General features: G+C 62.1%; 7 protein-coding genes and 1 riboswitch. Of the genes, 6 read left to right on the forward strand and 1 reads right to left on the reverse strand.

The features are described from left to right. Positions 1 to 135: 135 nt before the first annotated feature. Entirely contained in the window at positions 136 to 1464 is a 1329-nt protein-coding gene (locus tag AWB68_RS41550) for an ATP-binding protein (RefSeq protein WP_087649968.1), read from the reverse strand. 474 nt (positions 1465 to 1938) lie between these two features. Here AWB68_RS41550 and AWB68_RS41555 point away from each other — a divergent pair, with 474 nt between their 5' ends. From AWB68_RS41555 to AWB68_RS41580, 6 genes are all read left to right on the forward strand, one after another. Beyond that, positions 1939 to 2253, forward strand: coding sequence for a DUF4148 domain-containing protein (locus AWB68_RS41555; RefSeq protein ID WP_087649969.1), 315 nt, complete (start codon positions 1939 to 1941; stop codon positions 2251 to 2253). A gap of 308 nt (positions 2254 to 2561) precedes the next feature. Next, positions 2562 to 2678, forward strand: a riboswitch (guanidine-I (ykkC/yxkD leader). Between the two features lie 61 nt (positions 2679 to 2739). Continuing rightward, entirely contained in the window at positions 2740 to 3810 is a 1071-nt protein-coding gene (locus tag AWB68_RS41560; protein ID WP_087649970.1) for a putative urea ABC transporter substrate-binding protein, read from the forward strand. A 21-nt stretch (positions 3811 to 3831) separates the two neighbouring features. Then, entirely contained in the window at positions 3832 to 4647 is an 816-nt protein-coding gene (locus AWB68_RS41565; protein ID WP_087649971.1) for an ABC transporter permease, read from the forward strand. Further along, a complete protein-coding gene (locus AWB68_RS41570; RefSeq protein ID WP_087649972.1) occupies positions 4644 to 5435 on the forward strand; it encodes an ABC transporter ATP-binding protein in 792 nt (263 codons plus the stop codon). The genes AWB68_RS41565 and AWB68_RS41570 overlap by 4 nt, the downstream gene beginning before the upstream one ends. 13 nt (positions 5436 to 5448) lie before the next feature. Then, entirely contained in the window at positions 5449 to 6153 is a 705-nt protein-coding gene (locus tag AWB68_RS41575) for an urea amidolyase associated protein UAAP1 (RefSeq protein WP_087649973.1), read from the forward strand. A 15-nt stretch (positions 6154 to 6168) separates the two neighbouring features. Beyond that, positions 6169 to 6810: an urea amidolyase associated protein UAAP2 gene (locus tag AWB68_RS41580; RefSeq protein WP_087649974.1), complete on the forward strand. Its 642-nt coding sequence runs from the start codon at positions 6169 to 6171 to the stop codon at positions 6808 to 6810. Positions 6811 to 6972: the final 162 nt, after the last annotated feature.

A 6972-nucleotide genomic window follows, 5' to 3' on the forward strand; every position in this document is an offset into this window, starting at 1 on the left:
TTTCTTTGCTTACTTTCTTTGCAGCAGCAAAGAAAGTGAGTCCCGCCCCGGACAGGGGCAGAGCTAATAAACCAAAATCAAAACAAGTTCCATGGAAGCGCATCAACATCAAACGGCGTAAACCACACCCCACCCCTACTCCCCCAAACCCTCCTCCTCAACAGGAAAACAGATCCCCACGACGATCCCCGTCGGTCCATCATCACGATTCTCGAGCGCCACGCTTCCACCGTACCGAACGGCAATCGCCTTGACGATAGAAAGCCCCAACCCACTGCCTTCGATATCCGAATTCGCGCGAAAAAACCGATCGAACACCCGCGGCAGAACTGCCTCATCAATCCCCGGCCCGGTATCGATCACCTCGACGCATACCATGCGATCCACCAGCCGCATCCGCAAGTCGATCGTGCCGCCGTCAGGCGTATAACGCACCGCATTGCCAATCAAATTCCTCACCGCGATGCCGATATCCGCTTCGATCGCGCGCACGTGCGCACTCACCATCTCCTGCGCGCCGATATCGAGCCCGCGCTGTAGCGCGATCGGCAGCACATCAGCCACCGCGCCCCTGACGACAGCGGCAACGTCCACCCGTGCAAGCGCGCCACCGTTCAACGGCGCATCGGCGCGTGCAAGCCGCAACAGTTGCGTGATCAGGCTGCCGCTCCTCGCAATGCCGGCGCGCAATTCGCGAAAGCGCTCCTGGTTGCCGGGCGCGATGTCGCGCTGGAGGTTGTCGGCCTGCAATTGCAGCGCGGTGAGCGGCGTGCGCAATTCATGCGCGGCATCGTCGATGAACTTTCGCTCCGCGTCGATAGACTGCGCGAGGCGCTCGATCATCCGATTGATCGAATGGATGAAGGGATCGAGTTCGGCCGGCACGCCGACGGTCGGCAATGGCTGCAGGTGGCCCGCATCGATCGCCTGCACCTCGCTGCCAAGCCGGTTGAGTTCGCGCAGCGAGCGCTGCACGACGAGCGCCACCGCGATCCAGACGAGCGGCAGCAGCACGAGAATCGGCCAGAGCGTCTTGGTCGCGGTCGCTTCTTCCAGGTCCCTGCGCACCGACAGGCGTTGCGCCACCTGGATCGTCGTCGCCGGCTGCTGCAACGTATAGATGCGCCACGCTTCGCCGTTGACAGTCGAAGTCGTGAATCCGTCCGGCGCGGTTCGCGGCAGCAACAGCGATGGATCGGTCGAGCGAAACGGCGCGTCGGAGTCCGCCTTCCATACCGTCAGGACGATATCGCGCGCGTCCTGCGAACCGCGTGCGACGATAGCCGGTATGCCTTCCGCAAAGCCGTCGCGCATGCGTGCGGCCACCTGCTCCATGCGCAGGTCAAGCAGCGCGCCCATGCCGTTCCTGCAGAGCTGGTAGGAACTCACGCCCTGGATCACGCCGATGACGCTGACAAGCAAGCCAAGCGCCACGATCAATTGATTCCTCAGCGATTTGATCATCTGGATGGCATGTCTGAATGTGAATGGAATGGCCTTCGGATTCTACGCGGCTCGATCAAGGCGAGCGTGTTCGATATCGCAGGCAAGGTTCGCGATAGAACGCTCGACGGTCACGCACGAAAAACACCGTCAACCGCACGCCACGCCACGCCACGCCACGCCACGCCACGCCAGAAGAATAGCGCCGAAGAATTAGCGTTGAATGAGCGCGGCATTGTCGGGAATGGGCTTGCTTGCGCTGCGTGCCTGAATCGCCTGCCATCGTCACGCTCCCGCACATGTTCATTTCCGACCCCGTTGATTCGTTCTCGATATGCAATGACGCCAAAGCCATGGCGCGCGTTTTTGTTCCGCTCAACGGACACCTTCTTTACGCGTGCATTACGCGTCTTCGATTTAATTGCTGTCATTCGGAATAGATCGACGACGCGGCCGGTAATGCATGTACCACCCCTTGACTTGATGGAGTCGAAAATGAAGACCGTTGCCCTCTTTGCCTTGTCCGCCGCCCTGCTCGTTTCGTCGGGTGCCTTTGCTCAAGGACTCACGCGCGCCGAAGTCCGCGAGCAACTCATCGCCGCCGAACAGAACGGCTCCCGGCTCGTCACCGATGCGTCGTATCCCGACGTCAGCCCCAGCTACCAGAACCAGGCTTCGCATCGCGATCCGGCGGCTACCGCTTACGGCGGCGTATCGGCCGGTTCGAGCGCAAGCGCGAGTGCGCCGCGCATGACGCCTGGCCAATGCGTCGGTCCGGTCAGCTTTTGCAGCATCTATTCCGGCTCGTGATCGAAGTCTTCGTCGCATGCGATACGGCCCGATCGACTCGGGCCGCAGCCCGCCAAGATTCGCGTGTTCACCGAGTTCCTGATCGGTCACGTGGAGCGACTGCAACCCGAACGCACATGGACGAAGTGGGCGCGCCAGGTCTGCACCGCGCTTGTGCGTCCATGCCTGCCGGTTAGTGTCGCGCGCATCAAGTTCGTGCATGACCCGGCCTTGGGCCAAGCAAATACAAGGCTTTCGCCCCTGGCACGCTAATCGCTATAGAAAGCCCTGCAAGGAGCCGGCGCATACCGGTTTAGCAAGACAATCTGGAAATGGACGACTAGGGTTCCGGTCCACCGCATGTCAGATGCGATGGATGCTGGTCCGAGAGTTGTCGACCTCAAGGGTGCTTCGAGGTTACACGGCGGGATAAAAGCCCGGGAGAGAACGCGATCGATGAGTCGCGCCGCTCCTGCCGCCGCTAACCGTCCCTTCGAGGCCAACCTCATGCGCAAGCTATCCCGCCTTCTCGGCATCGCCGCACTTTCCCTCGCTACGTTCGCGTCATCCCCGTCGTTCGCCGCCGGTCGCCAGGACTTCAAGGTCTGCTGGACCATCTATGCGGGCTGGATGCCATGGGGCGAAGCGAAGACGCAGGGCATCGTCTCCAAGTGGGCCAAGAAGTACGGCATCAACGTTGACGTTGTCCAGTTGAACGACTACATCGAGTCGATCAACCAATACACGGCCGGCAAGTTCGACGGTTGCGCCATGACCAACATGGACGCGCTGACCATTCCGGCGGCAGGCGGCGTCGACTCGACGGCACTCATCGTCAGCGACTATTCGAACGGCAACGACGGCGTGCTGATCAAGGGCAAGGGTAAGAAGGTCGCCGACCTGAAAGGCCAGCAGATCAATCTCGTGCAGTTCTCCGTGTCGCATTACCTGCTCGCCCGCGCACTCGAATCCGCGGGCATGAGCGAGCGCGACCTCAAGGTGGTGAATACGTCTGACGCCGACATCTCCGCTGCGTTCGCGACGCCGGCCGTCAAGCAGGCCGTCACCTGGAACCCGATGCTCGCCGACCTGAAGGCTCAGCCGAACGTCACTGAAGTCTTCGATTCCAGCAAGATTCCCGGCGAGATCATGGACATGATGGTCGTCAACACGAAGACGCTGCAAGAGAACCCGGCGCTCGGCAAGGCACTCACGGGCGCGTGGTTCGAGATGGTGTCGCTGATGCATTCGACGACTCCCGACAGCACCACTGCGATGAACGCGATGGCCAAGGCCTCCGGCACCGACCTCGCCGGCTTCAAGGGCCAGCTCTCGACCACCGCCCTCTTCTATACGCCCAAGGCCGCACTCGACTTCGCGACCAGCCCGAACCTGCCGCGCACGATGACCCGCGTCGCCAGATTCTCGTTCGACCACGGCCTGCTCGGGCAAGGTGCGCCGAGCGCGGATGCGGTCGGCATGGCGTTCGACAACGGCGTCGTGATCGGCAGCAAGAGCAACGTGAAGCTGCGCTTCGATCCGACCTATGTGCGCATGGCCGCCGAAGGCAAGCTTTAAACCCACCCAAGAGGCCGCCCGATGCGACTCATCAACCGACACCCGACCCGAGGCGGCGCGCTGATGCTGCTGCTGATGCCGTTCATCGTGCTGGTGGCGGTGTACTTCACCAGCTCGTCGCTGCGTCTGAAGGACAACCCCGACGACAAAGTGCTGCCGAGCGCCGTACAGATGGGCGACGCGATCCATCAGTTCGCGTTCACGGAGGACAAGCGCACCGGCCAGTATCTGTTGTGGGCCGATACCGCGGCAAGCCTCAAGCGCCTGGGCATCGGGCTCGTCATCAGCGCAGTGATCGCGCTGGTCGCGGGCATCGTGACGGGCAGCATCCCGCTCGTCACCGCGACGCTCTCGCCTTTCATCACCGTGATATCGATGATCCCGCCGCTCGCGGTGCTGCCGATCCTCTTTATCGTGTTCGGCCTCGATGAGCTGTCGAAGGTGGTGCTGATCGTGATCGGCATCACGCCGATGATGATCCGCGATTTGCAGCAACGTGCCCGCGAGATCCCGAACGAACTGTGGGTCAAGGCGCAAACGCTCGGCGCGACCAGCTGGACGCTGATGCTGCGCGTCATCGTGCCGCAGTTGATGCCGCGACTCCTGGTCGCGCTGCGTCTTGCACTCTGTTCCGCGTGGCTCTTCCTGATCGCGGCGGAAGCGATCGCTTCGGTCGACGGGCTCGGCTATCGCATCTTTCTCGTGCGCCGCTATCTCGCGATGGACGTGATCCTGCCTTACGTCGCGTGGATCACGCTGCTTGCGTGGCTCATCGACGAAGGCCTGCGCCGCATCACGCAGTGGGCATTTCCCTGGTACGGCGGAGGCGCGCGATGATCGAAGTACGCAACGTGTGGAAGGAATACGGCGACCAGGTCGTACTCGAACGGCTGAACCTGAAGATCGGCGAAGGCGAATTCTGTTCGATGGTCGGGGCGTCGGGTTGCGGCAAGTCCACGTTCCTGCGGCTCCTGCTCGGTCAGGAGCGCGTGACGCGCGGCGAGATCCTGCTCGACGGGCAACCGCTGCCGGAGGAACCGGACGCGCATCGCGGCGTCGTGTTCCAGCGCTATTCGGTCTTCGAGCACCTGAGCGTCATGCGCAACGTGCTGCTCGGGCTCGAACTGCCGCAGGCGAAGTTCACCGGACGGCTGTTCGGCGCGCGCCGCCGTGCGGCACAGGACGAAGCGGTAGCGATGCTCGAGCGCGTGGGCCTCGCCGCCGCGCTCGACAAGTATCCGCATCAGCTGTCGGGCGGCATGCAGCAGCGACTCGCGATCGCGCAGGCGCTGATGATGAAGCCGCGCATCCTGTTGCTCGACGAGCCGTTCGGCGCACTCGACCCCGGCATCCGCAAGGACATGCACGAACTGCTGCTCAAGCTCTGGCGCGAGTCGGGCCTGACGATCTTCATGGTCACGCACGACCTGAAGGAAGGCTTCACGCTCGGCAGCCGCGTGCTCGTCTTCGACAAGGTCCGTGTCGACAGCCAGGCGCCCGGCGCCTATGGCGCACGCATCACCTACAACATACCGCTCGATCACAGCCGCGACGCGGCGTCGTCGATCCATGTGGCGCGGGCTGCCGTCGAAGGCGCCGCGCGCGCCGACACGGTCGCCGCTTAAAGGAAAACACACGATGGAATTGCTACTCGAAGAAACCGTACCCGGCGGCGGACACGCGTCGCTGATCGTCAAGCGAGGCCAATCGTTGCGGCTCACCGACGTACGCGGCGGCGCCAACGTCAGCCTGATGCTCTTCAACGCCGCCGAAAAGAGCGAACGCCTGAACCTGCCCGACACGCTCAAGTGCCAGCACACCGCGAAGCTCACCGCCGGCCACTGCCTCTACTCCGACATGGGCCGGGTGCTCGCCGCGATCGTCGCGGATACGTGCGGCTGGCACGACAGCCTTGGCGGCGTATCGAACGCCGGTGAAGTGAGCGAGAAGTACGGTGCGGGCCGCTATCAGGAATTGCGCAACGCGTTCCATCGCAACGGCACCGACAACCTGCTCGTCGAACTCGGCAAGTGGAACCTCGGGCTCTCCGACCTCCTGATGACGCTCAACCTCTTCAGCCGCGTCGATGTCACCGATGCAGGCGCACTGAACTTCGTCAGCGGCAATTCGAAGGCGGGCGACTATGTCGACCTCTATGCGCCGATGAACACGCTCGTCGTGCTCACCGCGATCCAGCATCCACTCGACCCGAACCCCGAGTACGCACCGAAGCCGGTGAAGCTCGCGTTGAGCAAGGCCGACCGGGAAGTCGCGGAACTCTGCCGCACGTCGTGCGAGGAGAACGTGCGCGGCTTCATCAATACCGATCGCTTTTTTCTTTGAGCGGAGAACGAGAACATGACGACCTTTCTTACCGCCAGCGACCGCAAGCCGGAAGACGCGATCCATCGCGAGACGCTTGCCGCGGGCGAACCGTGGCTCAAGGAACTGAAGGCGGGCCAGACGCTGCGCATTCGCGATATCGAAGGCAACCAGGCGGTGGATACGCTCTTCTACAGCCTTGACAATCCGCGCGAACGGTTCGATCCGCAACGCACGCTGCGACGCCAGCGGAGTCTTTATCTGACGACCGGCACCGTGCTGTATTCGAACCTTGGCAATCCGATGCTGACGATCGTCGCGGACACGTGCGGCCGGCATGACACGCTTGGCGGCGCTTGCGCACAGGAGAGCAATACGGTGCGGTATGCGCTGGAGAAACGCTACATGCATAGTTGCCGCGATAATTTTCTGCGTGCCTGCGCGCACGACGGGCGCTTGTCGAAGCGCGACCTGAGTCCCAATGTCAATTTTTTCATGAATGTGCCGGTGACGGCTGAAGGCGGACTGACTTTCGAGGACGGCATTTCCGCGCCGGGGAAATATGTCGAGCTGCGGGCGGAGATGGATGTGATCGTGCTGATTTCGAACTGTCCGCAGTTGAACAATCCTTGTAATGGGTATGAGCCTACGGCTGCGGAGTTGCTGATATGGGGGTGATGGTCGCTGGCGCTTGGGTTGGGGGTGGAGGTGGGGGTGTGGGTGTTTACACCGTTTGATGCGCTTGTGCTCCTATGGAACTTGTTTTGTTTTTGGTTTATTTGCTCTGCCCCTGTCCGGGGCGGGACTCACTTTCTTTGCTGCTGCAAAGAAAGTAAGCAA

The sequence above is a fragment of the Caballeronia choica genome, from assembly GCF_001544535.1.
Taxonomy (GTDB): domain Bacteria; phylum Pseudomonadota; class Gammaproteobacteria; order Burkholderiales; family Burkholderiaceae; genus Caballeronia; species Caballeronia choica.

Excerpts from the sequence above, each read along its gene's own strand:
- AWB68_RS41560 (WP_087649970.1), top strand. The coding sequence starts at position 2,740 with ATGCGCAAGCTATCCCGCCTTCTCGGCATCGCCGCACTTTCCCTCGCT.
- AWB68_RS41555 (WP_087649969.1), top strand. The coding sequence starts at position 1,939 with ATGAAGACCGTTGCCCTCTTTGCCTTGTCCGCCGCCCTGCTCGTTTCG.
- AWB68_RS41570 (WP_087649972.1), top strand. The coding sequence starts at position 4,644 with ATGATCGAAGTACGCAACGTGTGGAAGGAATACGGCGACCAGGTCGTA.
- AWB68_RS41580 (WP_087649974.1), top strand. The coding sequence starts at position 6,169 with ATGACGACCTTTCTTACCGCCAGCGACCGCAAGCCGGAAGACGCGATC.
- AWB68_RS41565 (WP_087649971.1), top strand. The coding sequence starts at position 3,832 with ATGCGACTCATCAACCGACACCCGACCCGAGGCGGCGCGCTGATGCTG.
- AWB68_RS41550 (WP_087649968.1), bottom strand. The coding sequence starts at position 1,464 with ATGATCAAATCGCTGAGGAATCAATTGATCGTGGCGCTTGGCTTGCTT.
- AWB68_RS41575 (WP_087649973.1), top strand. The coding sequence starts at position 5,449 with ATGGAATTGCTACTCGAAGAAACCGTACCCGGCGGCGGACACGCGTCG.